The following is a 23,410-nucleotide window of genomic DNA, read 5'->3' as shown; positions in this document are numbered from 1 at the left end:
CCCCCACCGGCCTGCACCAAACAAACGACCCACCCCCCGGAGCGCTCACGCAGAGAACGCGTTCACCCCGGTCAACTCGGCCGACACCTCCCACAACCGCGCCGCCGACTCCGAATCAACCGCATAATCCCGCACCCCACTGGTCTGATCCCCCGGCGTGGCGGGTTCAGCGACATCGCAGTCCTCGCAGTAGACCCCGCCCATCCCCGCCAGCTGCGGGGACGTAGCGGCCCACACCTGAGTGGCCGCACCCTGCTCGGGCGTCTTGAAGCCCTCAGGGTCGAGCGCGTTGCCCTCGGCGTCCCGCCACCCGCGTTCGATCTGCTCGGCGATCGGGATGTGACGCTGGAGCGGGGTGAAGATGGCGCCGGGGTGGAGCGAGAAGGCCCGTACGCCGGCGTCGCGGCCGAGCTTGTCCAGGTGGACGGCGAACAGGACGTTGGCCGTCTTGGCCTGGCCGTACGCCTCCCACTTGTCGTAGCCGTGCTGCCAATGGATGTCGTCCCAGCGGATGCCGGAGAAGTGGTGGCCGCGCGAGGAGACGGAGACGACGCGTGCGCCGCCGGGAGCGATGGCCGGCCACAGCCGGTTGACGAGCGCGAAGTGGCCGAGGTGGTTCGTCGCGAACTGGGCCTCCCAGCCGGGGCCGACCCTGGTCTCGGGGCAGGCCATGATCCCGGCGTTGTCGATCACGAGGTCGAGGGGGCGCCCGGAGGCGAGGAAGCGCTCGGCGAAGGCGCGCACGCTGTCCAGGTCGCCGAGGTCGAGTGCGTCCACCTCGACACCCTCGACGCCGGTCAGCTCCTCTCGCGCGTGCTCCGGACGGCGGGCGGGTACGACGACCCGCGCGCCCGCCTTGGTGAGGGCACGGGTGGTCTCCAGGCCGAGGCCCGAGTAGCCGCCCGTGACAAGGGCGAGCTTCCCGGAGAGGTCGATGCCCGCGAGGACGTCGTCGGCGGTGCTCCGGGCATCGAAGCCCGAGCCGATCTTGTGCTGTGCGGTGGTCATGCACAGCACGCTACGAATTGGAGCACGCTCGAAGTCAAGAGACACCACCGCCCTGCCTGACGCCGACCAGCCGGACGAGGCCGGGGGACCGCGGGCTGCGCTTCATGGCCGAACGTGAGCCTTGGTCGGCGACAACGCCGCCGGGGCCCGTCGGGGGCGTGCGCCGGTCGCCGGACGGGGCCTCGGCCCGGGGCGGCAGTGGGCGCTTCCGCGAGTGCCTTGTGGGCGGACATGGTCCTGGCGGAGCCGGCAGGCGACGGCAACGCCGCTGGGGTCCGTCCGGGAGAGTGTGCCCGCCGACGGAGGGGGCCTCAGTCCGCTCGCAGTCGGCGCTTCCGCGAGCGACTCATCCGCGGACGTGAGCCCGGCGGAGCCGGCAGCTGCCGGCAAGGCCGCTGCGCGGGAGCGCGCCCGCTGCCGAGCGACACCGCGTCCCCACCGCCCCGGTCACCGGAACGATCCGCCGGACAGGCACTCAGGCCGATGGCAGCTCGCGCTCCCGCGACCACGCCAGCAGCGCTTCCACCGGCCAGGTCGTGACCACCCGTTCGGCCGGTACCTCGCACTCCTCCGCGCGGGCGCAGCCGTGGATCTGCCAGTCCAGCTGGCCGGGGGCGTGTGCGTCGGTGTCGATCGAGAAGAGGGTGCCTGCCGCGACGGCCTGTCGTAGCAGGCGGCGTGGTGGGTCCAGGCGTTCCGGGCGGCTGTTGATCTCCAGGGCCGTGCCCGTCTCGGCGCAGGCGGTGAAGACCGCGTCCGCGTCGAACTGCGACTCCGGTCGTGCCTTGCCTCCGCCCCGCTCGCCCCGTCCGCCACCGCCACCCCGGGGCTCCCGCCCCACCAGCAGCCGCCCGGTGCAGTGCCCGAGCACGTCCGACAGCGGATTGCGTACGGCGGCCACCATCCGGCGGGTCATCGAGCGGGCGTCCATACGCAGCTTGGAGTGCACGGACACCACCACGACGTCCAGCAGTTCCAGAAGGTCCGGGTCCTGGTCCAGGGAGCCGTCGTCGAGGATGTCGCACTCGATGCCGGTGAGCAGCCGGAAGGGCGCCCAGGTCGCGTTGAGTTCCTCGATCACCGTCAGTTGCTCGCGCAGGCGGTCGGCGGTCAGGCCCCGCGCCACCGTGAGGCGCAGTGAGTGATCGGTGAGCACTGCCCACTCGTGCCCGAGCCGCGCCGCCGTACGGCCCATCTCCTCGATCGGGCTGCCGCCGTCCGACCAGTCGGAGTGCAGATGACAGTCCCCGCGCAGTAGCGCCCGGAGGCGTTCCCCGTCCCCGAGAGGCGGGGTCACCCCCTGCTCGCGCTCCAGTTTCTCCAGGTAGGCGGGCACCTGCCCGGCCAGCGACTCACGCACCACCTGCGCCGTCTTCGGGCCGATGCCCTTGAGGGACTCCAGCGTGCCGGTGTCGGCCCGCTGCCGGATCTCCTCCGGGGACAGCTCCGTCAGCACGTCGATCGCGGTACGGAACGCCCGTACGCGATACGTGGGAGCCAGGGAACGCTCCAGCAGGAAGGCGATCCGGTCCAGCGCCTCGACGGGATCCAGTGACATCGCCATCGTCACCTCCGTCTCCAGCGTGGCGCGGGCTCGGCGGGCCCGCACCACGGAAGGGGCGGAGGCGGTGCCGCCGACCCCTCTCGTGGCCGGTACATGATGGCCGGATTCGCTCTACGCTCTATGCATGACCGAAATCGGGAGCCCGTACATCGCTCACCCGCGGATCATGGTGCTCGGGGTGCAGCCGGGCGTGCCGCCGTTCCGCATCATCGAGATCGACGGCGAGGTGGTCGGTGCGGCGCGGGCGCTCACCGATGTACTGGTGGTCGCCGCCGCGGCCGGCATCACGGTCCACGATCTCGACGATCCGGACATGATCCGCTGGGTCGGCGGCGACAAACTCACCTGGACCAGAAGGCAGAGATAGCTACGACCGTTTCTTCGGTGCGTGCACCGCGCGGCTGAGCCGGCGGCCGAGGAGCAGGTACCCGATCAGCGCGCCTGTCGTGTTGAGGATGACGTCGTCGATGTCGAAGGCGCGCCCGGTGACCAGCGCGCCCTGGGCCACTTCGACCATGAGCATGACGGTCGCGGTCAGGAACAGCACCCGCAGGACTCCCCGCGCCTTGGGCAGGACGATGGGCACCAGGAGGCCGAAGGGCACGCCGAGCAGCACGTTCCCGCCGATCTGCCGGATGGCGTCCCGCATCTCGGGCTGGTCCAGATAGGCGCGCAGCGAGCGGCCCGGATGCAGGTTGGTGTGGGTCAGCGCCGCGGACGCCGGGGACGGCTCAAGGGTCAGCCGGGCCAGGATCACGGCGAACGCCACCATGAACACGAAGGCGCACAGAATCGTCAGCAGCCGGGCCAGGAAGACGAACGGACGGCGCTTCGGCGGAGCCTTCTCGGGCGGCTTCGGGGCGGCCTTCGGTGAGGTCTTCGGGGTCCTCCGGAACTTCGAAAGGGACTTCGGCGCGGGCTTGGCCGCAGGCTTCGGTGCGGACTTCGACGGCGACTTCGACGATGCCTTGAGTGTGGCCTCCTTCGAGGTCTCGGGCGGCTTGCTCTCGGCCTTCGCGGGGCGCAGGCGCAGCGCGGCGAGGGAGCGCGGAGCTGATCGGGCCATCAACGTCCTCCGGTCTTCAACTGACCCCCGTGCAACGGCGGTTACCCCCGATCAGGCCGGGGACTCCGCTCCGGCCCGCCCGGATCCCGGGACCCGGGCGGGCCGGTCTCCCTCAGGTGCCGTAGGTCACGGTCACCGTGGTGAAGCCGAGGGAGGCGAGCAGACCCTTGAGCATGCTGGTCGTGTTCTCCTCGGCGCGCGCGGTCAGACCGCTTTCCTTCGCCGCGTCGCCGATGTGCCGGACCGCCAGCTTCTGGACGGCCTGTTCGTCGTTCGGGTTGTCGGAGAAGAGATCGGTTATCCGGTCGAAGATGCCGCGCTGCTTGGAGACGGCATAGGAGCGGTCGGGGTTCAGCGAGGGCTTGCCGAGTGCCGCGTGCGGCAGCCGGAGCGTCGCGGTCGTCCGGTCCTCGTTGACCGTCACGTCGTCCTTCGCGATCTTGCCGAGATCGACATAGGAGTCGACCGTGCCCGCACCCACATAGAGCACCCGGGTGCCCTTGATCGCGTCGGGCAGATACTTGGTGTCCTTCTCCAGGTCCACGACGATCTGGAAGTTGCCGGACGCCGCTTCGTAACGGCTCATGTCCTGGATCGATTCGAGGAGCGCGGGCCCTGAACGGTCGTTCGTCTCCTCGCCGAAGATGTCCCCCAGCCCCGGAAGCACCGCCAGCCGTAGCCCGGCCAGCAACAGCACGAACACCAGCACCACGGCACTCAGTACCTTGGCCCAAACAGGCATGCGCCGCACGGCCTTGATGGACGTCGTCATGGCGACGGACCCCTTTCTTCCTGCGTACTGAACCGAATGCCCTCCAAATGCCCCGTCAGACCGCTCTGTTGATGGATCGGGACAAATGAGAGGGGGCCTACCGGAGTGCGCGGTCGCCCGACGGGCGCGACCACCACACGCCCTCCCCGTGCGTCAGCCCCGGCAGCCGCAGCTCGGCCTCGCGCACCCGCCGGGCCGCCAGCGCACCGGTCAGCTGCCAGGTCTCCCCGCCTCCCGTGGCCCCGCCTCCCTCGGTCGGGCCGAACTCTGCGCCGAGGGACGCCAGCAGACCGGTAACCGGCGCCAGCGCGCTGAACGGGATCTCCAACTCGAAGGCGTGGTACGGCTCGTACACCCGCGTCCCCGCCCGTTCCAGCGCCCGGCGCAGCACCACCGGCGTGAGCGCCCGGAAGTCCGCGGCGGTGCTGAGCGGCCCGATGAACCCGGAGCGGACGAGGACGACCCGGCAGTCGGTGACCGGCCACTCGCGCGGACCGGCCGACAGGCTCGCGTGGACCGTGTCCTCACCGCAGCCGCCGCAGCGTCCTCATCAGCACGCGGGTCTGCGCCTGGACGCCCTCCACGGCCGACAGCAGCAGCACCGCCCCGTCCAGGACCTCCAGGGCGCGCTCGACCTCGGCGACGAAGTCGGAGTGCCCCGGGGTGTCGATGAGGTTGATCTGGGTGTCGCCGACAGTGCTGCATCTTCCCGGGGGATAACCCCCGGACCCCCAGCAGAAAAGCAGGTCAGCAGGTGTCCCCGGCGTGGGCATCGCAGGGCGAACCTGAGTGAACGAGGCGACCGCCGAGCGGATCGTGATCCCGCGCTGCCGCTCGATCGCGCCGTCGTCCGTACGGGTGTCGCCTGAGTCGACGCTGCCGAGCCGGTCGATCGCGCCCGCGTCGAACAGCAGCCGCTCGGTGAGGCTGGTCTTACCGGCGTCGACGTGGGCCAGGATCCCGATGTTCAGGGTGTGCGAGATGGGCACGGAGTGCATGGGCGGTCGAGTCCTCGAGAACTGTGGTCCGGCATGGGCGGCGGAGAGTTCCGAGGAAACGGCGCATTCCGTGCTCCTGAGGTCGAGGAGAGGCGGGGAGAGACAGGGGAGAGCCGGGAAGAATCGGCCGCCGCCATCATGGCGTCGCTCCGGCGGCCGGCCGCAACCGCTTTTCGCGGCACGGAGTGCCAGGAGCGGCCAGTACGATGGGCCGTGGCCGACCGGAATGATCATGCGAGGAGCGGTTCGTGCGAGACATCGCCGTGTTCAGCGGTAGTGCCCATCCCGAGCTGGCGGCCGAGGTCTGCGAGCACCTGGGCGTGCCGTTGCGGCCCACTCAGGTCAGCCGGTTCGCCAACGACTGCCTGGAGGTGCAGCTCCAGGCCAACTGCCGGGAGCGGGACGTCTTCCTCGTCCAGCCGCTGGTCGTCCCGGTCCAGGAACACCTCGTCGAGCTGCTGATGATGTGCGACGCGGCGCGTGGCGCGTCCGCCGGGCGGATCTCGGTCGTCATGCCGCACTACGCCTACGCCCGCTCCGACAAGAAGGACATGCCCCGGATCTCGCTCGGCGGGCGGCTGGTCGCCGACCTGCTGGTCGCGGCCGGCGCGAGCCGTGTCCTCGCGATGACCCTGCACTCCCCGCAGGTCCACGGCTTCTTCTCGGTCCCGGTCGACCATCTGCACGCCCTGCGCGAACTCGCCGCGCACTTCCGCCAGTACGACCTGTCCCGGACGACGGTCGTCTCGCCCGACCTCGGCAACGCCAAGGAGGCCGCGCACTTCGCCCGGCTGATCGGCGCCGAGGTGGCCGCCGGGGCCAAGCAGCGGTTCGCGGACGACCGGGTCAGCATCAGTTCCGTGATCGGCAAGGTCACGGGCCGGGACGTCATCGTGCTGGACGACGAGATCGCCAAGGGCAGTACGGTCCTCGAACTCCTGGAGCGGCTGCGGGAGTTGGGGCCGCGGTCCATCCGGGTCGCCTGTACCCACGGGCTGTTCGCGGCGGGCGCGCTGAAGCGGCTGAGCGAGCAGCCCGACGTGCTGGAGATCGTGTGCACCAACACCGTGCCGATCCTGGAGGAGGAGCGCACCGAGAAGCTGCGGGTGCTGTCCATCGCCCCGGCGCTCGCCGAGGCCGTGCGTCGCATTCACAACGGTGAGTCCGTCAGCGCCCTGTTCGACGCCCCGGGAACCTGACAGACAGGAAGGATGACCCCGTACTGGGTGCCCGGCGGGGTCATAACGTGCCGGACGTGGCCTCGGGCTGCCCCAGGGCCGCGTCCAGCGAGGCCGCGGGCGGCAGTACGGTGGCCAGGCCGGTGACCTTGAGGACACGCAGGGTGAGCGGGTGCGTGCAGACCAGGTGGAGGCGGCCGTCGTGGCTGAGCACCCGGTGGCGGGCCCGGTACAACAGACGCAGCCCCGAGCAGTCGAAGAACTCGACATCCGTCAGGTCGATCACGATCCGGGCGTCCGGACGGCCGGTCGCCGCGTCCAGGTGCGGGATGATCTCGACGGCCGCGGCGATGTCGATCTCGCCGTGGAACTCCAGCACGGTGTGGCCACGGTCCTCGTGGACACGCAGATGCCGGGTGGGCGGTGCAGGATCCTGCTGCACTACGACATCGCCTCCAACCGCCTGCTGAGGTGACGGGACCCGCGGATGAGAGCACAAGTGACTTCCCCGCCCTGCAAGTTACCCTCGATGGAGTGAATTTGAGCATGTTCGATTGACATATGTCTGCGAAATCGATGTGAGTCTCGCACGCGTCCTCCCGCGATCTGCGGGGCGGGACTACGACAGCGAGTGCCAGGCCTTGGACAGGGCCTGACGGAACTGGTCCGCCTGGTGCGAGGTGAGGTCGCGGATCATCCGTTCCTCCAGCTCCCGCACGGGTTCCGTGAAGCGTTCGAGCAGCTCGCGGCCGGCGTCGGTCAGCAGGATCAGCAGCTCTCTGCGATTGCGTGGATTGCGCTCCCGCCGCACGAGCCCGCGGTTCTCCAGGGACCGGACGAGATCGGCGATGGACTGCGCGGTGACGAAGGAGTCACGGGCCAGCTGGGCCGCGGAGAGGCCGTCGTGTCGCTCCAGGACGGTGAGCGAGGTGTACTGGAGTGCGGTGATTCCAGCTGGTCTGACCAGCTCGTCCAGATGGGAGCGGACTACGAGCTCCACCTGTTTGACCATGTAGAGCAGTGAGGGCGGTGCCTTGGTGCTGACCATGGATCGAGACTAGAGCATTGACAGGAAACCTGTCTGTAATCAGACTGCGGACCAACAGGAATCCTGTTGATTGAAATCTTGGCGACGATGCTGAGGAGTAGTGATGGCCACCTTGGAGATCGAACCCGGGCGACTGTTCATCGGAGGACAGTGGCGCGAGGCGGCGGACGGAGCGCGTACCGAGGTGGTCGACCCGTCCCGGGGCACCGTCGTCGCGACCGTCGCGGAGGCGTCGGCGGCCGACGTGGACGCGGCCGTGCGTGCCGCGCGGGAGGCCTTCGAGAGCGGCCCGTGGGCCGCGACGACCGGACGCGAGCGCGGCCGGATCCTGAACCGCGTCGCCCAGCTCATCCGGGAGAACGCGGACGAGATCGCGCAGCTGGAGAGCCTCGACGTGGGCAAGCCGATCAGCCTGTGCCACGCGGTCGACGTGACGAACGCGGCCAACGACTACGAGTACTTCGCCGCCCTCGCCTTCTCGCTGGACGGCGCGACCCGCGAGACGGTCCACAACGCCCTCGCCTACACCAAGCGCGACCCGATCGGCGTCGTCGCCGCGATCACGCCCTTCAACTTCCCGCTGATCCTGGCCGGTTCCAAGCTCGGCCCGGCGCTGGCCGCAGGCAACACGGTGGTGCACAAGCCCGCCGACGAGACCCCGCTCAGCGCCCTCTACATGGCCAAGCTGCTCCAGGAGGCGGGCGTACCGGACGGCGTCGTCAACGTCGTCACGGGCACCGGCCCGGTGGCGGGCGAGGCGCTCCTCCGCCACCCCGGCATCGACAAGATCGCCTTCACCGGCTCCACCGCCATCGGCCGCCATGTGGCGAGCGCGGCTGGCGAGGCGCTCAAGCCGGTCACCATGGAGCTGGGCGGCAACGCGGCGCACATCGTCTTCGAGGACGCCGACGTCGAGAAGGCGGTCGGCGCGGTCATCAAGGGCTTCGTCTTCAACACCGGCCAGTTCTGCATGGGCGGCCCGCGCCTGCTGGTCGCACGCCCGGTGTACGAGACCCTGCTCGGCATCCTCGCCGACGCGGTGCCCGGCGTCCCGCTCGGCGACCCGCGGCAGCCCGAGACGGTCGTGGGGCCGATGGCGGGGGAGAAGCACCTGCGCAAGGTCGAGGAGTTCGTGGCGCTGGCCCGCAAGGAGGGCGCCCGGATCGTCTGCGGCGGCGAGCGGCTCGACCTGGACGGCGGCTACTACTACAAGCCCACGGTGATCGCCGACCTGGCCAACGACTCCCGGGTCGTCCAGGAGGAGATCTTCGGCCCGGTCCTCACCGTCCAGCCCTTCGACACCGAGGACGAGGCGGTCCAGCTCGCCAACTCCACGCCGTACGGCCTGGCTTCGGGCGTCCAGACCACCAACCTGGCCCGCGCCCACCGCGTGGCGAACCGGCTCCAGGCGGGCATCGTCTGGGTCAACGACTGGGCGATGCTCGACCCCGCGATCCCCTTCGGCGGCGTCAAGGACTCCGGCTTCGGCCGCGAGTACGGCCCCGAGGCGCTGGCCGCGTACACGAAGGTCAAGTCAGTGGTCGTCTCGCTGGACTGAGTCCGTCAGCTGTCTCGTATTCACGCCAACTCGTTCAGCCCGTAAGGGAGTTCAGTATGTCCATCACCACCCGCGCCGCGGTCGTCGAGTCCGGCGGTGCCCCCTTCACCCTCTCCGACGTCGAACTGGCCGACCCCGCGCCCACCGAGGCCCTCGTACGTCTGGTCGCGACGGGCCTGTGTCACACGGACCTCGGTGTGGCGAGCGGCGGACTGCCCTTCCCCCTTCCCGGAGTTCTGGGGCACGAGGGCGCGGGCGTTGTCGAGGCGGTCGGCTCCGCCGTCACCGGCATCGAGCCCGGCGACCATGTCGTCCTGTCCTTCACCTCCTGCGGCGGCTGCCGCAACTGCCGTGACGGGCACCCCGCGTACTGCGTGACCTGGCTGCCGCTGAACCTCCTCGGGGGCCGCCGGGCCGACGGCACCGCCACGATCAGCCGCGACGGCACGGAGCTGGGCGGCCACTTCTTCGGCCAGTCCTCGTTCGCCGAGCGGGCGTTGGTCGATCAGCGCAGCCTGGTCAAGGTCGACGCGGACGTACCCCTGGAGTCCATCGCCCCGCTGGGCTGCGGAGTCCAGACGGGTGTCGGCGCCGTCTGGAACGTACTGAAGCCGGGCCTGGGCAGCACGGTCCTGGTCCTCGGCGCCGGAGCGGTGGGCCTCTCGGCGGTCATGGCGGCCGCGCTCACCCCCGCGACGAGGATCATCGCCGTGGACAAGGTCGGCGAACGCCTGTCGCTGGCCAAGGAGTTGGGCGCCACCCACACGATCAACGCGGGCGAGTCCGACCTCGGCGAGGCGGTCGCGAGGATCACCGACGGCCAGGGCGCCGACGGCGTCGTCGAGACCACCGGCAGCGTCGCTGTCCTCCGCCAGGGCGTCGACGCCCTCGCCCAGCGGGGCACGCTCGTTGTGGTCGGCGCCCCGCCCTTCGGCACGGAGGTCGCCCTGGACGTCAACGGGATGCTCGGCGGCAAGCGCGTCGTCGGCCTCACCCTGGGCGACGTCGAGACGCAGTCCTTCATCCCGGCCCTGGTGGACCTGGTGAAGGCGGGACGGCTCCCGCTGCACCGCCTGATCAGCACCTACCCGTTCGCGGACATCGACCAGGCGGTACGGGACATGAGCGCGGGCAAGACGATCAAGCCGGTACTTACCTTCGGCTGACGCGGCTGTTCCTGTGGTCCGACGGGCCGTCGAGCGTGTGTGGCTCGGCGGCCCTTGGACGTGCTGAACCAGACGGTCACCCGCGTCACGGTTGGTCAGCCGTGGTACAGCCCGGAGGACGCCCCGCTCCCTTGGAAGTTGAACTTGTACTGGACTCCGGCCGTGACATCCGATGCGAGCTTATTCCAGGTGTTCGCGTAGGCGTATGTGTAGCTGCTCGGGCACCGCACGTTGTCTCTGTAGCCGATGCACACCTTGACGTACCGGTTGGTGTTGGGCTTCAACCAGATTTCGTCGCAACCGCGAGACAGGCGGAGCCAGGTGCCGCCAGGGAAGGATGCCGGGTAGCCGTGGGTCTCCGAGGGTTTCGCGTACTCATGGCTCACGCACGGGGGCGCGGCGGCCTTGGGGATTGAGCGCTCCTGCGGTGCCGCGTTGGCGGTGACGGCGCCTGTCGTGAGGCCGCCGACTGTAACGACGATGCAACTCGCCACTGCTGCGAGCTTCCTGGCCGAATTCCGCATCATATTCCGTCTCCTTGTCGGTTCGGGAAAGGTGCGGTTGCCGTGGACTGGGCCGCGTTGTGAACAGGGACCTGCCGGAACCCCGCCTGCCGCACCCTATGAGGCACTGAACCCAGGATTGCGCACCCTGTTGGGTTTCGCATGTCTGCGGCAAATGGCGTCCAGACAAAGGCTGAGCCGCCGTCGACGGCGTCGTGCTCACCGGCTCCGGTGCAGCGCCACCAGCAACTGCCACACCTGGTGCGCGATTTCCTCCGACGTCGCCTCGATCCGGCCGTGCAGCCAGTCCGCCAGGACCCCCGCGAAGGTGGCGGCCACCGCCGAGGCGACCAGCGGCGCGTCCGCCGCGCCCGCGAGTTCGCGTTCCGCGAGGCTCCGGGCACGCAGGTCCCGGTGCAGTACCTGGCCCAACGGGCCCCCGCCGCCCGGGCTCAGCAGGGCCCGGTACAGCGCGGTGTGCGGGGTGAGGTCCGTGAAGAACTCCACGAGCGCGACCGGCGCGATCACCGGGTCGGGTCGGCCACGCCAGGCATGCAGGGCGTCCACCGCCTCCCGTACGACATCGGCGCAGGCGTCGACGGCCAGCGCCTCCAGGTCGGGATAGTGGACGTAGAAGGTGGCCCGTCCGACCCCCGCCCCGCGCACCAGCGCGGCGACGCTGACCTCCGCCAGCGGATGCTCGGCGCACTCCGCCAGCAGGGCCTCGCGCAGCTTGGCCCGGGTGCGGGCGGCCCGCGAGTCCTCGGGCTCGCCGCGGGTCACCGCGCGACGAGGACGGCGGCCAGGGCGATGGCGCCGGGCAGCGCCTGGGCGAACAGGATGCGCCGGTTCGCCGTCGCGGCGCCGTAGACGCCGGCCACGATCACACAGGAGAGGAAGAAGACCTGCGCCCGGAACCCGGTCGGATCGGCGGCGATCAGCCCCCAGACCAGGCCCGCCGCGAGAAACCCGTTGTAGAGCCCCTGGTTGGCGGCCATCTTGGCGGTCGCACGGGCCATCTCCGCGTCGAACCCGTGGAACTTGCGCCCCGGCGGACGCTGCCACAGGAACATCTCCAGCACCAGGATGTACGCGTGCAGCGCGGCCACCAGACCGACCAGCACGTTCGCGACCGTCTCCATGCTCGGCAAACTCCTATGTAGGATTCTTGGACAGGTGTCCAGCATACATGGACGGTTGTCCAGCAAGTCGACCTGACGCCGGCACCCGTGATCCGAGCGTCGACGCCGACTGGCCGCGCGAGCACGCGGGCACCGGAGTTCGGGGGCCGGGGCACGCCTGGTGGACGCCTTCGTCCGCTGGGCGGCGGGCAGGGCGCCGAGCACGCCGAGGTGACCGCCTGCGCGGGCAACACGGACGCCATACGTTTCTACGAGCGGAACGGCTTCGCACCGCAGTCCCTGACACTCCGTCTGAGCCTGGGCACGGGCCGGTAGTCAGGCTGCCCCCTCCGCCGCGTACACCCGCTCACCGCCCACATAGGTGAGCGCCACCTTCGTCTCCGCGATCGCCTCCGGGGGCCCCGCGTACGGATCGCGGTCCAGGACCGTCAGGTCGGCCAGCGCCCCGACGCGCACGCTGCCCGTGTCGTCCAGGTGGTTGGCGTACGCCGAACCCGCGGTGTACGCCGTGAGGGCGGCCGTCAGACCGATGCGTTCGGCGGGGAGGAACACCCGGGGCGACGCGGAACCCGGTGCCGCGCGGTTGACCGCGACGTGGATCGCCTGGAGCGGGTCGGGGCTGCTGACCGGCCAGTCGCTGCCCGCCGCCAGAGTGGCCCCGGAGCGCAGCAGCGCGCCGAACGGGTACTGCCACGCCGCCCGTTCGGGACCGAGGAAGGGGATGGTCAGGTCGTCCATCTGGGGTTCGTGCATGGCCCACAGCGCCTGGATGTTGGCGACCGCGCCGAGCCGGGCGAAGCGCGGCACGTCGTCCGGGTGGACCACCTGGAGATGGGCCAGATGCGGCCGGGTGTCGCTCGGCCCGTTCGCCGCGCGCGCGGCCTCGACGGCGTCCAGGGCGTCCCGTACGGCCCGGTCGCCCAGCGCGTGGAAGTGGCACTGGAAACCGAGGGCGTCCAACTGCGTGACGTACTTCGGCAGTTCGGCCGCGTCCACGAAACTCGTGCCCCGGTTCGCGGTGACGCAGCCGCACTTGTCGAGGTAGGGGTCGAGCAGTGCGGCCGTGCCCGTCTCGGCGACCCCGTCCAGCATCAGCTTCACACTGCCCGCCCGGAACCTGCCCCCGCTCAACGCGGCCCGCCGCGCCACGAGTTCGGGGATCTGCTCGGCCCCGCGCTCCCGGTCCCACCACAGCGCGCCGACCACCCGCGCGGTCAGCGACCCGTCCCGGGCGGCGGCGAGATACGTCTCCGACGGGTCCTCCATGCCGAGGAAGGAGCCGACCAGCGCGTCCTGCCAGGCCGTGACACCGAGCGAGTGCAGCCGGCGCTGAGCGGACAGCAGCGCCGCCCGTCGTTCCGCCGCCGTGACCGGCGGGGTCAGCCGGCCCACGTACTCCATGGCCCCTTCCTGGAGCATGCCGGTCGGCTCGCCCGAGGCGTCCCGCTCGAAGCGGCCGTCAGCAGGGTCCGGGGTGTCCCGGGTGACGCCCGCGAGTTCGAGGGCACGGGTGTTGACCCAGGCCCCGTGATGGTCCCGGTTGGGCAGATACACCGGCCGGTCCGCGACCACCGCGTCCAGCGACTCCCGGGTGGGCGTGCCCCCTTCGAAGGCCTCCATGGACCAGCCGCCGCCCGTGATCCACTCCCGCTCGGGATGCGCGAGGGCGTACGCGCGGACGACGGCCACCGTGTCCTCGGCGGTCTTCGCGCCCGTCAGATCGCACTGGGTCATCTCCAGCCCGGCCGGCAGCGGATGGACGTGCGCGTCCTGAAAGCCCGGCAGCAGCAGCCGCCCCGCGAGATCGACCGCCTCGGTCCCCGGCCCGACCAGATCGTTCACCTCGCCCCGCCCCACAGCGACGATCCGCCCGCCGCTGACCGCGACGGCCATGGGATTCCCGGGGGCGAAGACCGGACCACCGGTGAAGAGGAGATCAGCGTGCATGTTCCGTTTCCTTGAGTTGTGGGGGAGTGGGAAGAGAGGGGGCGATGGGCGCGCCCCAAAGGGGCGCGGGGAACTGCGTGACCAGCCCCCACCGGCCCGCAGACAAATGAACCGCTAGCCTGCAGACGACGCCTCCGTCACCGCAAGCAGCTGCGGCGCATCAGCGTCGGTACCCAGGCCGGTGCTGAAGTACGGAGACCTACGTCCCCACTTCGCCCACGCGGCGGCCAGAAAACCGGACGCGACCATGTTCAGCCGGGAGTAGGCGCCCGCGATGCCCAGGATCGGCAGGAACGCCAGCAGCATGATCGAGGGCAGATACAGCCCGACCACCCCGGCCGTGACCCCGAGACCGATGCCGATGCTCGTCGTGGCAGCCGTGCTGGACGCGGCGATGGCGACGCCGTCCAGCACACCGAGGGACTTGCGCAGCGCGGCTGGGGGTGCGCCGTAGGGCTGGGGGTCGGTCATGGCGGTCTCCGCTCACACCCGGGGGCCTCGGTCGACCCCGGTGAACGCACATGAAACTGCCCGGGACCTTAACAGGTCAACGGTGTTGTCATAAGGTGCCCGCGCCGGCCCACCGCGCCACGCAGGCAGGGTCGTGAGCGACCGCCCAGGAGGAAGCCGATGAGCGACCGTGTCGTCCCGCCCGCCGCCCGGCGGCGCAGACGCCCCACCAAGCAGGGCGTCGTCCTCTCCGAGGAGCTGATCGTCGAGACGGCGATGCGGCTGCTCGGCGAACACGGCGCCGAGGCCCTCTCCGTGCGCCGCCTCGGCCGCGCCCTCGGCGCCGACCCGAGCGCCCTGTACCGCTACTTCCGCGACACCGACGAGCTGATGCTCGCCATCGCCGACGAGTTGATCGGCCGTACGCTGCGTACCTGGCGCCCCAGCGGCGACTGGCGCGCCGACCTGCGGGATCTCGGCCTGCGGATGCACGCCGGAGCGCTCGCCCAGCCGCAGGCGGCGGTGCTCAGCTCGTTCCGGGTGACCGGACGGGCGTACGAGATCCAGGCCGTGGAGACGGGCCTCGGTGTGCTGCGCGGCGCAGGGTTCCCGGACGCCGAGGCCGTACGGATCTACCACGCCTTCGTCGACCAGGCGCTCGCCTTCGGGGCTCTCGACTCGGCGAACGCGGCGCTGCCGAAGGCCGCCCGTGAGGCGGAGGCGGCGGTGTGGCGGGCGACCTACGCCCGGCTGCCCGCCGACACCCACCCGCACATCAACGCGACCGCCCGCCATCTCGTGATGGACATGCGGCACAGCTCCTACCCCGCTGCCCTCGACCTGTTCCTGACAGCGGCGGCGGCCCGTCTCGCGCAGCTCACCGCGCCCGGCGGCGCGCATCCCGTGTGATTCCGGTGGGCGGGGTACCCGACCAGAGAGGGCAGCGGCGACCGGACCCGCCCCGGACTCCGTACGGAGGAAGCATGACCTTGGTGACAGCAGGCGTCGTGGTGCTGGATTGTGCCGAACCTGAGAAACTCGCCGCGTTCTACATGGAGTTGCTGGAGGCCGAGGAGACGGTGACGACCGTCAACCGCATCGAGATCAGGGCCGCCGAGGGAACCCGGATGGAGTTCCGCCTCGACGCGAACATGACCCCGCCGAGCTGGCCGCGTGCCGAGGCTTCCTTCCAGGTCCACCTGGACTTCCGCGTGAGCGATCTCGACGAGGCGGAACGCAGGGTGGTCGGGCTCGGCGGACGCGCCCTGGAGACGAACGACGCCGGTACACCGTACGAGGAGCGGGGGTACGCCGACCCGGCCGGCCACACCTTCACCCTCCGCCGGGACACACCGACGGCGTCCGAGCAGCTTTGACGGCTCGTGGGGACGGGAGGGAAGCGGGGGCTACGTCGTCCGCGGACCGGCGGACGCGGCTGACCGTGCTGGTGGCGTTGGGCGCCAATCTGCTGATCGTCTCGCCAAGGCAGTGGGCGGGCTCGTCAGCGGGTCGCCCGCACTGCTGTCCGAGGCCGCGCACTCCGTGGCGGACAGCCTCAACGAGGTCTTCCTGCTCGCCGCCCTGCGCCGCAGCCGCCGCCCCGCCGACCGGCGGCACCCCTTCGGCTACGGCAAGGAACGGTTCTTCTGGTCGCTGCTCGCGGCCGTCGGCATCTTCGTCATGGGCGGCTGTTTCTCCTTTTTCCAGGGCGTGGAGGCGTTCAGGGGCGGCGCCGAGGAGTCCTTCGACGGCTATGTGGTGGGCCTGGCCGTGCTCGGGGTCGCGCTGCTCGCGGAGGGCGCCTCACTGCTGCGGGCCGTACACCAGGCGCGCCGGGAAGGCGCTGCCGGCGGTACGGGCGCTCTGCGCGATCCCGCTCTGCGTACGGTGATCGCCGAGGACGGAACCGCCGTGCTCGGCGTGACGCTCGCCCTCGTGGGCATGGTCCTGCACATGGTCACCGGGCAGGTCGTGTGGGAGGCGTCCGCCTCCCTCGCCATCGGGGTACTGCTCGTCTGCGTCGCCTACTGGCTCGGCCGGGACGCGCGCGCCCAGCTCGTCGGTGAGGCCGCCGATCCGGAGCTGAGCCGCGAGATCCGCGAACTGCTGGCGGCCCAGCCCGAGATCGACAGCGTGGAGGCCCTGTTCACGATGAAGATGGGGCTCGACTCCACGCTCGTGGCCGCCCGGATCGATCTCGTCCCCGGTCTGGACAGCGAGCGGGTCGAGGAGATCGCCGTACGCATCAAGCGTTCCGTGGCCCGCGCGGTCCCCGAGACCGGCGAGATCTTCCTCGACGTGACCGACGCGGACGCGAAGGAGGCAGCGAAGAGCCCCGCCGCGACGGGGGAGCGCGGCGGGGCCTGAGGCTCGGGTGCCCGGGGGTGAGGACTTCATGCCTCCCGGAACCAGAATTTCTTTTCCCCGGCGGGGATCAGTTCCCGTCGGCCGGTTCGAGGACGAACACCGGGATCTCCCGGTCGGTCTTCTTCTGGTAGTCGGCGTACGGGGGATACGCGGCGGCCGCCCGCTCCCACCACGTGGCCTTCTCCTCGCCGGTCACCTCACGGGCGACGAAGTCCTGGCGCACCGGCCCGTCCTGGAGGTCGACGTGGGGATCGGCGAGGACGTTGTGGTACCAGACCGGATGCCTGGGGGCGCCGGCCAGCGAGGCGACCACCGCGTACACGCCCTCGTGCTCCACCCGCATCAGCGGTGTCCTGCGGATCTTGCCGCTCCGGGCACCCCGGGTGGTCAGCAGGATCACCGGCATACCGGTGTCCATCAGGGTCGTTCCCTTGGTGCCGCCGGAGCTCTCGTACAACTCCACCTGCTCCCGCACCCACTGGGTCGGACTGGCTTCGTACTCGCCCTCAAGAGGCATGGCTCACGTCCCGTCGTCTCGTCGCGTGTGACTGCTGCTCATGAGGGGTGAACACCTGGGCGGAGCTTATTCATCCGCGGCGCGTTCGAAGCGGCCTTACCCGCGAGGTAATCGCCTGTGGCCGGCGTACTCGGCCACAGTGGGACGCATGACATCCGCAACCACCACCACCCGTACCGTCGTGGCAGATCTGCTGGCCCGGATCGGCGAGGGCGATCCGGAGCGGATCGCGGACCTGTACGCGGAGGAGTTCGACTGGCGGCTGAACTGGCCGGAGGACGAGCACGGCCGCGCCGCCACCCCGTGGATCCGCCATCGCGCCGGCCGCGCGGACGCCGCCGCCCACTTCCGCGACCTGGCCGCCCACCATGTCCCCGGCGAGGCCGCCACCGAGATCGAACGGGTGCTGGTCGACGGCGAGGACGCGGTCGTGCTGGGCGAGATCCGGCAGACAGCCAGGGCCACCGGGCGCCCCTACCGCGCCCGGTTCGCCCTGCACCTGACCGTCCGGGACGGTCTCGTCGTACGCCATCACGTGTACGAGGACAGCCTCGCCGTCGCCCGGGCCTTCGCACCGGACGCCGACTGAGGAAGTCGCCCGCGGCCGTGCGTCATGTCAGCTACACCACCATCCGCACGGCCAGCGCCATGATCACCGCGCTGGACACGAGCGCCGTCACCAGCCGCCCGCGCCGGCCCGTGAGCGCCCGGCCGAGCAGGGCGCCGCCGGAGGCGACCAGCAGCTGCCAGCTGGCCGAGGCGAGGAAGGCCGCGAGCACGAACACCCCTTGTTCCCAAGGGGATACGGCGTCCGAGGCCCGGCTGCCGAGCACCAGGGCGGCGAAGTAGATCACGGTGGTGGGGTTGAGCAGCGTGATGCCGACCAGCAGGAGGAACGCCCGGAGCGGACTGGGCGGTGTCGGGTCGGCGCGGGTGGAGAGCCCGCCGCCGCGGTACTGGCGCAGGGCGCCGAGCCCGCCCCGGAGCGCGAGCACGGCCAGCACCAGGGCGGAGGCCCAGCGCAGCGGCACCAGCACCGGCTGCAGGGCACCGGCCAGCGCGGAACCCCCGAGGGCGGCCAGCAGGGCGTAGAGCCCGTCGGCGGTGGCGATGCCGAGCGCGGCACAGACACCGGTCCTGAGGGACGTACGGGCGGTGAGGGAGACGAGATACGTCGTGACGGCGCCGACGGGGATGGCGATGCCGTACCCCGCGAGCAGCCCCGCGACCAGCGCGGCCGTCATGACCGGGGAAGCGCGGGCCTCCGGGGACGGCCGGGCTGCTGCTGGAACCGCACCGGACGAGCGGCGGCGGACATCAGCGGCAGGAGGGCATCGATCGTGGACATGGCGTGATCCTGGAGGCGGAGACTGGGTACCGGCAACTCATTTAGGGTTTCCGGATGACCGAGACGACCCGACAGGCCCCGAAGCCCTTCCTCTACGTCATCGTCTGCGCCGCCGGAATCGCCTCCGACATCAGCAAGTTGATCACCGCCGCGCAGGAACGGGACTGGGAGGTCGGGGTCATCGCGACGCCCCTGGCGATGGGGTTCTTCGACCCGGCCGCCGTCGAGGCGCAGACCGGGCGCCCGATCAGGTCCGCGTGGCGCAAGCCCGGTGATCCACGGCCCTTCCCGGCGCCGGACGCCGTGCTCGTCGCGCCCGCCACCTTCAACACCCTCAACAAGTGGGCGGCCGGCATCGCCGACACCCTCGCGCTGGGCACGCTGTGCGAGGTGTACGGGATGGGGGTGCCGATCGCCGTACTGCCGTGCGTGGGCGAGGCGTTGGCTGCCCATCCCGCGTACCGGGCCAGTCTGGAACGGCTGCGCGGGATGGGCGTGCGGTTCGGGGATCCGTACGCCGGAGAGGTTCAAGAGGGCGACGCGCGGCCGGAGTTCGGGTGGGAGCGGGGGCTGGAGCTGCTCGTCACACAGTGATCGGTCACACAGTGATCGGTCACATGGCGATGTCCAGTGCGGATGCCGGAACGCGGCGGTGGCCCGCAGCATCACCAGCCGGGCGGTCTCGGCCGGACCGGACGCCTCCGGGCCGATCCCCAGCCGCTCGGCCGCGCCCGTGACATAGCCGAGGTCGCCGCCCGGTTCGGCGGCGGCCAGCAGCAGCCAGGTCTGCGTGGACTCCGGCAGTGCGCGGACCTGTTGGAGGTAGTGCGCCGCCAACCGCCCGCCCACCGGGAGCGGTTCGGGCAGCGCGAGGCCGCCCGCCAGCTGGTCGGCGGACAGTTCCTGGCCGAGGTCCGCCAGCGCGAGGGGGTTCCCGGCGGTGGCGGTCACGATTCGCGCCGCGACCCGCGCGTCCAGCGGTCCGGCGACGGCCTCGCGCAGCAGCTCCAGCGCGAACGGCTCGGCCAGCCCGGTGACTTCGGTGACGGGCAGCCCCGCCGGTACGTCGAACCCGGTACGCGCGGCGAACAGCAGCCCGACGTCCTCCGCGAAGCAGGAGCGACGCCCGAACAGGGGGCGATGATCATGTTCCGGCCTCGACTCCGGGTGAGATCAGGGGTGTTGGCCGGTCAGCGGGTCTTGCGGAGGTACTCGGCGCTGTCCGGCGTCGACACGCCGACATCCCTGCGGACGATGCTCAGCCGGTCACCGAAGGTCGCGACGGCCTTGTGCAGCCCGGAGTCGGTGTACTCGATCACCACGACCCGGTCGTCGAACGCCTCCGCGTACTCCCCGCATTCGTCGAACTCACCGCACTCCTCCGCGACCGCGAAGTCCAGTCCGGCCTTCTTCCTGAGTCCGGCCAGTTCCACGGTGTTCTTCTGCCCGATGGCCAGCCCACGGGTGTGCGCGTGCCGGGAGAGGAGGGTGACGAAGGCGGTGGCGTCGGCGGCGGTCAGGAGGGCGTCGGAGCGGGTGTAGCTGTCGTAGTTGTCGGGCTCGACCGCGTCGAAGCCCTTGTCGGCGCAGCCGTCGATCCACTCGTTCACCCGCGCCGCGATCCGCTTCCGCTTCGCCGCCGTACCGATGTCGAGCAGCGCCTCGTCCCAGTCCTCGTCGATGACGACCTCGCCGTCCGAGTCCCGCAGCAGCAGATCGGCGGGCCAGGACTTCTCGGCATCGGGCTGGGCCTGGAAGGCGTTGACGTAGCAGATGTTGTACAGGCCGGGCGCGGGAGCCGCCGTACGGTCGCGGCTGACGATGCGCACACCCGCCGGAGGAGGGTAGGCGCCGCCGATCTGGTAGTCGAAACCGGCGTTCAGCGGCGGCAGTCGGACCTCGGCCGAGGGCGTCGACCGCGGCTCGTCCTCGTCGTTCGCCTTCGACGGCGAACCGCACGCCGTCAGCCCCCACAGGGCCGCGCAGACGGCCGCCAGCACGATCCCGCCCCGGACACCGTGGCGCTGCCGGCGACTTGGGCCGGACTCGATCTTCACGACCAAGATCCAAGCGCCCGGCATGCCCGCAGTCAAGCGGGCCCCGGTGCGCGGAGGTCCGACACCGCACGAGCCGGTGATCACGCCAGGACGTAGGCTCGCTCCGGTACCCGTTACGTCAGCCGAAGGCGGGAGCAGCAACGATGCAGTACGTGAAGCTCGGTTCGACCGGACTGGACGTGTCGCGGATCTGTCTGGGCTGTATGAGCTACGGCCTTCCCGATCGCGGCGCCCACGAGTGGACCCTCGACGAGGAGGCCTCGCGGCCGTTGATCCGGCAGGCCCTCGACGCCGGGATCAACTTCTTCGACACGGCGAACATCTACTCCGACGGCACCAGCGAGGAGATCGTCGGCAGGGCGCTCGCCGACTTCGCCCGCCGGGACGAGATCGTGCTGGCCACGAAGGTGCACGGTCGGATGCGGCCCGGGCCCAACGGCGGCGGTCTGTCCCGCAAGGCGATCCTCGCCGAGATCGACCACAGCCTCACCCGCCTCGGCACCGACTACGTCGACCTCTACCAGATCCACCGCTACGACTCCGTCACCCCGGTCGAGGAGACCATGGAGGCGCTGCACGACGTCGTCAAGGCGGGCAAGGCCCGCTACATCGGGGCGAGTTCGATGTACGCCTGGCAGTTCTCGAAGGCCCAGTACACGGCCCGGGAGCACGGCTGGACCCGGTTCGTGTCCATGCAGAACCACTACAACCTCCTCTACCGCGAGGAGGAGCGCGAGATGCTGCCCCTCTGCGCCGACCAGGGCGTCGGCGTCCTGCCGTGGAGCCCGCTCGCCCGTGGCCGGCTCACCCGCGACTGGGGCACCGCCACCGAGCGCAGCGAGCGCGACGACTTCGGCCGCACCCTCTACCCGGAGGGCGACCGCACGATCGTCGAGGCGGTCGCCCGTATCGCGGCCCAGCGGGAGGTCCCGCGTGCGCAGGTGGCCCTTGCCTGGCTGCTCCGGCAGAGTCCGGTGACCGCCCCGATCGTCGGCGCGACCAAGCCGCACCACATCGACGACGCCGTGGCCGCCGTGGACCTCGACCTCACCGACAAGGAGATCGAGGAACTCGGGCAGCCGTACACCCCGCACCCGATCAGCGGCCACTGACCGCTCCGGACCGGCCGTGGCATGATCGCGCCACATACGGGGAGGGGGCGGCGTATGTGGCCGTGGGGGCGGGGCGGACGGAAGCGGGAGCAGGCGCTGCGGGACGCGGCGGCGGGGTTCTACGAGGTCGAGGTGAGCCTGCGGCGCATCACCTTCCTGCGGGACGAGGTGCAGCGGCTCATCGACGAGCGGATCGGCCTGAACCGCGCACAGTGCCAGCAACTGGTGGCCGGCACCGAGGCGGTCCTCACCCGGCACAACACCTTCTATGCCGACTACTTCACCGATCTCGACGCGTGGACCCCGCTCGCCAGGCACGACACGGCGGCCCGGCTGGACGACGCGGCAACGGTGTTCTGGGGGTGGTCCGGCACCTGGGACGGGATCCTCGACAGCCACCGCGACGGCAGGACGAGCGCGCCGAACTCTTCGACGCCCTCGCGCGGTTCCGCACCGAGTGCCGGCCGATCCTCACCGACGCCGCGGAGTCGACGGCGGCGGCCCGGCGCGACCTCGACAGCCTGGCCGACGACGGCGTCCGCAGCCGCTCGCTCGGGCGTGCCCTGCGCACGCTGGAGGGCGAGTTGGACCGCCTGTCCGACGGCCGCACCACGGTCGCGAGACGGAGCGACGTCGCGTCGCGCGGGCGCCGGCCGCACGCGGAGGCCGACGACATACGGCGCCGGTTGCGCGCCGTCCGACCCCGGCTCGCGGCGCTGACCGAGGCCGCCAGGGTCGGTTGACGCCGACCGGGCGCCGCCGTCAGTGCGGCGCAGACGTCGCCCCGAACTCCGTACCGCACGGACCCGCCCCCTCGCTCTCGCGCAGCCGGACCCGGTCGCCGTCCATCGAGATCGTGCGGTAGAAGTGGCCGATCCGCTCGGCCGAGCGGCCCACGTAGTGCCCGATGAACGAGCGGCGGAACCGGTCGGCGCTGCGGTTGGGCTGTGAGCCGTGCACCAGGCTGCCGTTGAAGAACAGGACGTCACCCGGCGCCATGTCGACCGGCACCGTGGCCAGGCCGGGCGGCGGCGGCACGTACTCCCGGGCGAAGGACACCCCGGCGTCCGCCTCCTCCGGACAGAACAGGTCCATCCGGTGCGTGCCCGGCACGACCTCCAGGCCGCCGTTGTCCCGGTCGATCGGCTCGCAGGCGATCCACGCGGCCACACAGGTCCCCGGCTCGACCCGGAGATAGAAGTTGTCCTGGTGCAGCGCCTGGCCCCGCGCACCCGGCGGCTTGAAATAGAACATGCTCTGCGCGGCCAGCACCTCCTCGCCGAGCAGCACCTTGAGGACGGAGCGCAGCCGGGGGTCCAGCAACAGGGCGAGCGACGGCTCGTGGAACTCGTGCGGCTGCATCACGCGCGGATACGCGTCCAGCGGATCGGCCGGACGCCCGTCCTGCCCGGACGGCCGCGGCTCGAAATGCCCCGGCACCGGACCGGCCGCGTGCAGCGCCGTGAATCCGGCACGGAGCGCGGCGATCTCCTCGTACCCGAACAGACCCCGTACGACGGTGAATCCGTCCTCCTCGAACCGTCGGCGCCCCTCCTCCGGCAGGATGGGAGCGCCGACGGCGCCGATGCCTGTGACTGTCATCGTTCAC

General features: G+C 71.0%; 27 protein-coding genes and 4 pseudogenes. 13 read left to right on the top strand and 18 right to left on the bottom strand.

Translation table 11 applies throughout. From position 1 onward, the window contains the following. Positions 1 to 45 precede the first annotated feature (45 nt). Together LUX31_RS02260 and LUX31_RS02255 are read right to left on the bottom strand one after the other, a co-directional pair. Positions 46 to 1,008, bottom strand: coding sequence for an SDR family NAD(P)-dependent oxidoreductase (locus LUX31_RS02260; RefSeq protein WP_235472819.1), 963 nt, complete (start codon positions 1,006 to 1,008; stop codon positions 46 to 48). Positions 1,009 to 1,483: 475 nt separating this feature from the next. Further along, positions 1,484 to 2,572, bottom strand: a complete 1,089-nt coding sequence (locus LUX31_RS02255) for a PHP domain-containing protein (RefSeq protein ID WP_235472818.1) — start codon at positions 2,570 to 2,572, stop codon at positions 1,484 to 1,486. A 124-nt stretch (positions 2,573 to 2,696) separates the two neighbouring features. On the opposite strand from LUX31_RS02255, the gene LUX31_RS02250 reads away from it, so the two are divergent. Further along, positions 2,697 to 2,939, top strand: a complete 243-nt coding sequence (locus LUX31_RS02250; RefSeq protein ID WP_235472817.1) for a hypothetical protein — start codon at positions 2,697 to 2,699, stop codon at positions 2,937 to 2,939. Here the strand turns inward: LUX31_RS02250 and LUX31_RS02245 are convergent, their stop codons facing one another. The 5 genes and pseudogenes from LUX31_RS02245 to LUX31_RS37770 all read right to left on the bottom strand — a co-directional run. Beyond that, positions 2,940 to 3,638: a VanZ family protein gene (locus tag LUX31_RS02245; protein WP_235472816.1), complete on the bottom strand. Its 699-nt coding sequence runs from the start codon at positions 3,636 to 3,638 to the stop codon at positions 2,940 to 2,942. It abuts the gene before it with no gap. A gap of 112 nt (positions 3,639 to 3,750) precedes the next feature. Next, on the bottom strand, positions 3,751 to 4,410 hold the full coding sequence (locus LUX31_RS02240) for a DUF4230 domain-containing protein (RefSeq protein WP_235472815.1): 660 nt from the start codon (positions 4,408 to 4,410) through the stop codon (positions 3,751 to 3,753). 97 nt (positions 4,411 to 4,507) lie between these two features. Next, positions 4,508 to 4,804: a hypothetical protein gene (locus LUX31_RS37780; protein WP_235472814.1), complete on the bottom strand. Its 297-nt coding sequence runs from the start codon at positions 4,802 to 4,804 to the stop codon at positions 4,508 to 4,510. Between the two features lie 30 nt (positions 4,805 to 4,834). Next, positions 4,835 to 4,915 (bottom strand): annotated as a pseudogene (locus LUX31_RS37775) (hypothetical protein); the annotation flags it as partial. A gap of 22 nt (positions 4,916 to 4,937) precedes the next feature. Then, a pseudogene (locus LUX31_RS37770) lies at positions 4,938 to 5,408 on the bottom strand (GTP-binding protein); the annotation flags it as partial. Between the two features lie 248 nt (positions 5,409 to 5,656). On the opposite strand from LUX31_RS37770, the gene LUX31_RS02220 reads away from it, so the two are divergent. Next, a complete protein-coding gene (locus tag LUX31_RS02220) occupies positions 5,657 to 6,607 on the top strand; it encodes a ribose-phosphate diphosphokinase (protein WP_235472813.1) in 951 nt (316 codons plus the stop codon). Positions 6,608 to 6,647: 40 nt separating this feature from the next. On the opposite strand, the gene LUX31_RS02215 is transcribed toward LUX31_RS02220, so the two are convergent. Together LUX31_RS02215 and LUX31_RS02210 are read right to left on the bottom strand one after the other, a co-directional pair. Next, a complete protein-coding gene (locus tag LUX31_RS02215) occupies positions 6,648 to 7,028 on the bottom strand; it encodes an anti-sigma factor antagonist (protein WP_235472812.1) in 381 nt (126 codons plus the stop codon). Between the two features lie 177 nt (positions 7,029 to 7,205). Continuing rightward, a complete protein-coding gene (locus LUX31_RS02210) occupies positions 7,206 to 7,634 on the bottom strand; it encodes a MarR family winged helix-turn-helix transcriptional regulator (RefSeq protein WP_235472811.1) in 429 nt (142 codons plus the stop codon). 103 nt (positions 7,635 to 7,737) lie between these two features. On the opposite strand from LUX31_RS02210, the gene LUX31_RS02205 reads away from it, so the two are divergent. After that, positions 7,738 to 9,192 (top strand): aldehyde dehydrogenase family protein, encoded by a 1,455-nt coding sequence (locus LUX31_RS02205; protein WP_235472810.1) that lies wholly within the window; start codon positions 7,738 to 7,740, stop codon positions 9,190 to 9,192. A 56-nt stretch (positions 9,193 to 9,248) separates the two neighbouring features. Beyond that, on the top strand, positions 9,249 to 10,358 hold the full coding sequence (locus LUX31_RS02200; RefSeq protein WP_235472809.1) for an NAD(P)-dependent alcohol dehydrogenase: 1,110 nt from the start codon (positions 9,249 to 9,251) through the stop codon (positions 10,356 to 10,358). Between the two features lie 95 nt (positions 10,359 to 10,453). Here the strand turns inward: LUX31_RS02200 and LUX31_RS02195 are convergent, their stop codons facing one another. The 3 genes from LUX31_RS02195 to LUX31_RS02185 all read right to left on the bottom strand — a co-directional run bounded on the left by LUX31_RS02195 (position 10,454) and on the right by LUX31_RS02185 (position 12,003). Then, entirely contained in the window at positions 10,454 to 10,885 is a 432-nt protein-coding gene (locus tag LUX31_RS02195; RefSeq protein WP_235472808.1) for a hypothetical protein, read from the bottom strand. Between the two features lie 195 nt (positions 10,886 to 11,080). Continuing rightward, positions 11,081 to 11,644, bottom strand: a complete 564-nt coding sequence (locus tag LUX31_RS02190; protein WP_235472807.1) for a TetR/AcrR family transcriptional regulator — start codon at positions 11,642 to 11,644, stop codon at positions 11,081 to 11,083. Continuing rightward, complete coding sequence (locus LUX31_RS02185; protein ID WP_235472806.1) at positions 11,641 to 12,003, bottom strand: DUF1304 domain-containing protein; 363 nt, start codon at positions 12,001 to 12,003, stop codon at positions 11,641 to 11,643. Before LUX31_RS02185 ends, LUX31_RS02190 begins: the two co-directional genes overlap by 4 nt. 87 nt (positions 12,004 to 12,090) lie before the next feature. Here LUX31_RS02185 and LUX31_RS02180 point away from each other — a divergent pair, with 87 nt between their 5' ends. Next, positions 12,091 to 12,318: a hypothetical protein gene (locus LUX31_RS02180; RefSeq protein ID WP_235472805.1), complete on the top strand. Its 228-nt coding sequence runs from the start codon at positions 12,091 to 12,093 to the stop codon at positions 12,316 to 12,318. On the opposite strand, the gene LUX31_RS02175 is transcribed toward LUX31_RS02180, so the two are convergent. Together LUX31_RS02175 and LUX31_RS02170 are read right to left on the bottom strand one after the other, a co-directional pair. Beyond that, complete coding sequence (locus LUX31_RS02175; protein WP_235472804.1) at positions 12,319 to 13,950, bottom strand: amidohydrolase; 1,632 nt, start codon at positions 13,948 to 13,950, stop codon at positions 12,319 to 12,321. Between the two features lie 243 nt (positions 13,951 to 14,193). Continuing rightward, positions 14,194 to 14,421 (bottom strand): annotated as a pseudogene (locus tag LUX31_RS02170) (amino acid transporter); the annotation flags it as partial. Between the two features lie 159 nt (positions 14,422 to 14,580). Between LUX31_RS02170 and LUX31_RS02165 the strand changes: the two are divergent. The 3 genes and pseudogenes from LUX31_RS02165 to LUX31_RS02155 all read left to right on the top strand — a co-directional run bounded on the left by LUX31_RS02165 (position 14,581) and on the right by LUX31_RS02155 (position 16,767). After that, on the top strand, positions 14,581 to 15,309 hold the full coding sequence (locus tag LUX31_RS02165; RefSeq protein WP_235472803.1) for a TetR/AcrR family transcriptional regulator: 729 nt from the start codon (positions 14,581 to 14,583) through the stop codon (positions 15,307 to 15,309). Positions 15,310 to 15,383: 74 nt separating this feature from the next. Further along, positions 15,384 to 15,776, top strand: a complete 393-nt coding sequence (locus LUX31_RS02160; RefSeq protein WP_235472802.1) for a VOC family protein — start codon at positions 15,384 to 15,386, stop codon at positions 15,774 to 15,776. Positions 15,777 to 15,841: 65 nt separating this feature from the next. Then, positions 15,842 to 16,767: pseudogene (locus LUX31_RS02155) on the top strand (cation diffusion facilitator family transporter). 67 nt (positions 16,768 to 16,834) lie between these two features. Here the strand turns inward: LUX31_RS02155 and LUX31_RS02150 are convergent. After that, entirely contained in the window at positions 16,835 to 17,284 is a 450-nt protein-coding gene (locus LUX31_RS02150) for a nitroreductase family deazaflavin-dependent oxidoreductase (RefSeq protein WP_235472801.1), read from the bottom strand. 148 nt (positions 17,285 to 17,432) lie between these two features. On the opposite strand from LUX31_RS02150, the gene LUX31_RS02145 reads away from it, so the two are divergent. Further along, positions 17,433 to 17,873: a nuclear transport factor 2 family protein gene (locus LUX31_RS02145; RefSeq protein WP_235472800.1), complete on the top strand. Its 441-nt coding sequence runs from the start codon at positions 17,433 to 17,435 to the stop codon at positions 17,871 to 17,873. A gap of 31 nt (positions 17,874 to 17,904) precedes the next feature. On the opposite strand, the gene LUX31_RS02140 is transcribed toward LUX31_RS02145, so the two are convergent. Further along, complete coding sequence (locus LUX31_RS02140; protein ID WP_235472799.1) at positions 17,905 to 18,528, bottom strand: LysE/ArgO family amino acid transporter; 624 nt, start codon at positions 18,526 to 18,528, stop codon at positions 17,905 to 17,907. A 158-nt stretch (positions 18,529 to 18,686) separates the two neighbouring features. Between LUX31_RS02140 and LUX31_RS02135 the strand changes: the two genes are divergently transcribed. Both LUX31_RS02135 and LUX31_RS02130 read left to right on the top strand, forming a co-directional pair. After that, on the top strand, positions 18,687 to 19,226 hold the full coding sequence (locus LUX31_RS02135; RefSeq protein WP_235472798.1) for a flavoprotein: 540 nt from the start codon (positions 18,687 to 18,689) through the stop codon (positions 19,224 to 19,226). A gap of 346 nt (positions 19,227 to 19,572) precedes the next feature. Further along, positions 19,573 to 19,776, top strand: a complete 204-nt coding sequence (locus LUX31_RS02130; protein ID WP_235472797.1) for a hypothetical protein — start codon at positions 19,573 to 19,575, stop codon at positions 19,774 to 19,776. Between the two features lie 46 nt (positions 19,777 to 19,822). Here LUX31_RS02130 and LUX31_RS02125 read toward each other — a convergent pair whose 3' ends face one another. Then, positions 19,823 to 20,689: an endo alpha-1,4 polygalactosaminidase gene (locus tag LUX31_RS02125; protein ID WP_443045919.1), complete on the bottom strand. Its 867-nt coding sequence runs from the start codon at positions 20,687 to 20,689 to the stop codon at positions 19,823 to 19,825. Positions 20,690 to 20,832: 143 nt separating this feature from the next. On the opposite strand from LUX31_RS02125, the gene LUX31_RS02120 reads away from it, so the two are divergent. Together LUX31_RS02120 and LUX31_RS02115 are read left to right on the top strand one after the other, a co-directional pair. Next, positions 20,833 to 21,801: an aldo/keto reductase gene (locus tag LUX31_RS02120; RefSeq protein ID WP_235472796.1), complete on the top strand. Its 969-nt coding sequence runs from the start codon at positions 20,833 to 20,835 to the stop codon at positions 21,799 to 21,801. 362 nt (positions 21,802 to 22,163) lie between these two features. Beyond that, on the top strand, positions 22,164 to 22,544 hold the full coding sequence (locus tag LUX31_RS02115; RefSeq protein ID WP_235472795.1) for a hypothetical protein: 381 nt from the start codon (positions 22,164 to 22,166) through the stop codon (positions 22,542 to 22,544). Between the two features lie 19 nt (positions 22,545 to 22,563). Here LUX31_RS02115 and LUX31_RS02110 read toward each other — a convergent pair whose 3' ends face one another. Then, positions 22,564 to 23,403, bottom strand: coding sequence for a phytanoyl-CoA dioxygenase family protein (locus LUX31_RS02110; protein ID WP_235472794.1), 840 nt, complete (start codon positions 23,401 to 23,403; stop codon positions 22,564 to 22,566). Positions 23,404 to 23,410 lie beyond the last annotated feature (7 nt).

The organism is Streptomyces sp. GQFP (assembly GCF_021545335.1).
GTDB lineage: Bacteria > Actinomycetota > Actinomycetes > Streptomycetales > Streptomycetaceae > Streptomyces.
Note: the sequence above shows the minus strand (reverse complement) of the source record. Positions and strands in the feature narration are given on the sequence as shown.

Excerpts from the sequence above, each read along its gene's own strand:
- LUX31_RS02260 (WP_235472819.1), bottom strand. The coding sequence starts at position 1,008 with ATGACCACCGCACAGCACAAGATCGGCTCGGGCTTCGATGCCCGGAGC.
- LUX31_RS02255 (WP_235472818.1), bottom strand. The coding sequence starts at position 2,572 with ATGGCGATGTCACTGGATCCCGTCGAGGCGCTGGACCGGATCGCCTTC.
- LUX31_RS02250 (WP_235472817.1), top strand. The coding sequence starts at position 2,697 with ATGACCGAAATCGGGAGCCCGTACATCGCTCACCCGCGGATCATGGTG.
- LUX31_RS02245 (WP_235472816.1), bottom strand. The coding sequence starts at position 3,638 with ATGGCCCGATCAGCTCCGCGCTCCCTCGCCGCGCTGCGCCTGCGCCCC.
- LUX31_RS02240 (WP_235472815.1), bottom strand. The coding sequence starts at position 4,410 with ATGACGACGTCCATCAAGGCCGTGCGGCGCATGCCTGTTTGGGCCAAG.
- LUX31_RS02210 (WP_235472811.1), bottom strand. The coding sequence starts at position 7,634 with ATGGTCAGCACCAAGGCACCGCCCTCACTGCTCTACATGGTCAAACAG.
- LUX31_RS02205 (WP_235472810.1), top strand. The coding sequence starts at position 7,738 with ATGGCCACCTTGGAGATCGAACCCGGGCGACTGTTCATCGGAGGACAG.
- LUX31_RS02200 (WP_235472809.1), top strand. The coding sequence starts at position 9,249 with ATGTCCATCACCACCCGCGCCGCGGTCGTCGAGTCCGGCGGTGCCCCC.
- LUX31_RS02195 (WP_235472808.1), bottom strand. The coding sequence starts at position 10,885 with ATGATGCGGAATTCGGCCAGGAAGCTCGCAGCAGTGGCGAGTTGCATC.
- LUX31_RS02185 (WP_235472806.1), bottom strand. The coding sequence starts at position 12,003 with ATGGAGACGGTCGCGAACGTGCTGGTCGGTCTGGTGGCCGCGCTGCAC.
- LUX31_RS02175 (WP_235472804.1), bottom strand. The coding sequence starts at position 13,950 with ATGCACGCTGATCTCCTCTTCACCGGTGGTCCGGTCTTCGCCCCCGGG.
- LUX31_RS02165 (WP_235472803.1), top strand. The coding sequence starts at position 14,581 with ATGAGCGACCGTGTCGTCCCGCCCGCCGCCCGGCGGCGCAGACGCCCC.
- LUX31_RS02160 (WP_235472802.1), top strand. The coding sequence starts at position 15,384 with ATGACCTTGGTGACAGCAGGCGTCGTGGTGCTGGATTGTGCCGAACCT.
- LUX31_RS02150 (WP_235472801.1), bottom strand. The coding sequence starts at position 17,284 with ATGCCTCTTGAGGGCGAGTACGAAGCCAGTCCGACCCAGTGGGTGCGG.
- LUX31_RS02145 (WP_235472800.1), top strand. The coding sequence starts at position 17,433 with ATGACATCCGCAACCACCACCACCCGTACCGTCGTGGCAGATCTGCTG.
- LUX31_RS02140 (WP_235472799.1), bottom strand. The coding sequence starts at position 18,528 with ATGACGGCCGCGCTGGTCGCGGGGCTGCTCGCGGGGTACGGCATCGCC.
- LUX31_RS02135 (WP_235472798.1), top strand. The coding sequence starts at position 18,687 with ATGACCGAGACGACCCGACAGGCCCCGAAGCCCTTCCTCTACGTCATC.
- LUX31_RS02120 (WP_235472796.1), top strand. The coding sequence starts at position 20,833 with ATGCAGTACGTGAAGCTCGGTTCGACCGGACTGGACGTGTCGCGGATC.
- LUX31_RS02110 (WP_235472794.1), bottom strand. The coding sequence starts at position 23,403 with ATGACAGTCACAGGCATCGGCGCCGTCGGCGCTCCCATCCTGCCGGAG.